The sequence below is a fragment of the Achromobacter sp. UBA5777 genome, assembly GCF_002418565.1.
Classification (GTDB): Bacteria; Pseudomonadota; Gammaproteobacteria; order Burkholderiales; family Burkholderiaceae_B; genus Achromobacter; species Achromobacter animicus.
In genome coordinates, this window is sequence record NZ_DIEJ01000319.1 from 1 (window position 1) to 1504 (window position 1504).

General features: G+C 65.0%; 1 protein-coding gene and 1 other RNA gene. Both read right to left on the bottom strand.

What is annotated here, in order from left to right; genetic code table 11:
* On the bottom strand, positions 1-1091 hold a 1091-nt coding region (gene dnaX / locus B3446_RS27915; RefSeq protein WP_291387383.1), incomplete at its 3' end, for a DNA polymerase III subunit gamma/tau.
* Between the two features lie 151 nt (positions 1092-1242).
* Positions 1243-1340, bottom strand: an RNA gene (gene ffs, locus B3446_RS27920) — signal recognition particle sRNA small type.
* Positions 1341-1504: the final 164 nt, after the last annotated feature.

The window sequence follows — 1504 nt, forward strand, 5'->3', positions numbered from 1 at the left end:
TCCAGCGCGGTCTGCGGACCGGCGTCGCCATTGAGCGCCAGCATGCGCAGGCACGCCATGATGAAGCCCGCGTATTCGTCGGGCGCCAGCGTCAGTTCGCCGCGGCTATGCACGGCGACGGAGTAGAACAGTTGCACGGCATCCGGATGGAGTGCCTGTGCGAGGCGGGCAATATCGCCGGCCAGCGGATCCTCGGCGGCGGTGACGCCGGTCACGCGCTGCTCGATCGCCACGCGCGAGAGCAGCACGGCCAGGTCGGCCAGCGCACCGGCATACGACAGTCCGCGAATCGCAAGTTCGTCGGCCACGGCCAGCACGCCCTTGGCATCGCCCGTCGACAGGGCATCCAGCAGGCGCACGAGATGGCGTTGGTCGATGGTGCCGAGCATGCCGCGCACGGCATCTTCGGTAAGGTTGCCCGCGCTGTAGGCGATGGCCTGGTCGGTGAGCGACAAGGCATCGCGCATCGAGCCCGACGCCGCCTGCCCGATCAGCCGCAGGGCCGGGATTTCAAAGCCGACGTCTTCCTGGCCGAGCACGGCCTGCAGATGGCCAACGATAGAGTCGGCCGGCATCTGCTTCAAATTGAATTGCAGGCAGCGCGACAAAACCGTCACCGGGATCTTTTGCGGATCGGTGGTGGCCAGGNNCGGCGGCTCTTCCAGCGTCTTGAGCATGGCGTTGAACGCGTGCCCGGTCAGCATGTGGACTTCGTCGATCATGTAGACCTTGAAGCGTCCCGCGCCCGGCGCATAGACCGCCTGCTCCAGAAGCTGCGTCATTTCCTCGACGCCGCGATTGGACGCGGCGTCCAGCTCAAGGTAGTCGACGAAGCGGCCCGCATCGATTTCGGTGCAGGCGCGGCAGACGCCACAGGGCTTGGAGGTGATGCCGGTTTCGCAGTTGAGCGATTTGGCCAGGATGCGCGAGAGCGTGGTCTTGCCCACGCCCCGGGTGCCGGTGAACAGCCAGGCGTGATGCAGGCGTTGCGTGTCGAGCGCATGCGTGAGCGCGCGCACCACGTGATCCTGTCCCACCAGGGTATCGAACGATCGCGGCCGCCACTTGCGGGCCAATACCAGATAAGTCATGGCTGGATTGTAGAGCCTGATTGTTGAACCCGTTGATCGAGCGGGCTGGAATGCAAAGGGGACGGGCTTATTCCCGTGGAACGAATCCTTGGAAAATAACCCCGTCCCCTGTGAAAGCGAAGTAGCAAACGCTACTGCCTTGAAGAATCCGGTTGGCGAGCCTTACTCCGGCACTGACCCTAAACGACTATGGCTGCTTCGTTCCCGACCTGACCAGGTTCACCGTCGAACCATGCGAAGGGGCCCGCCAGCCGAGATTCTAGCAGAGCTGCGCTTCGCGCGCTCGCTAGCCTCTCGGCAGGCGGGCCCCTGGGGGCAATATGTGGGCCCCCCTCCCCGGCCCTCCCCCCGAGGGGGAGGGGGTGGGGGTCTTGCTTCGCTTGCCCCCCTTCGGCTCGCTTCGCTTTGCCTTG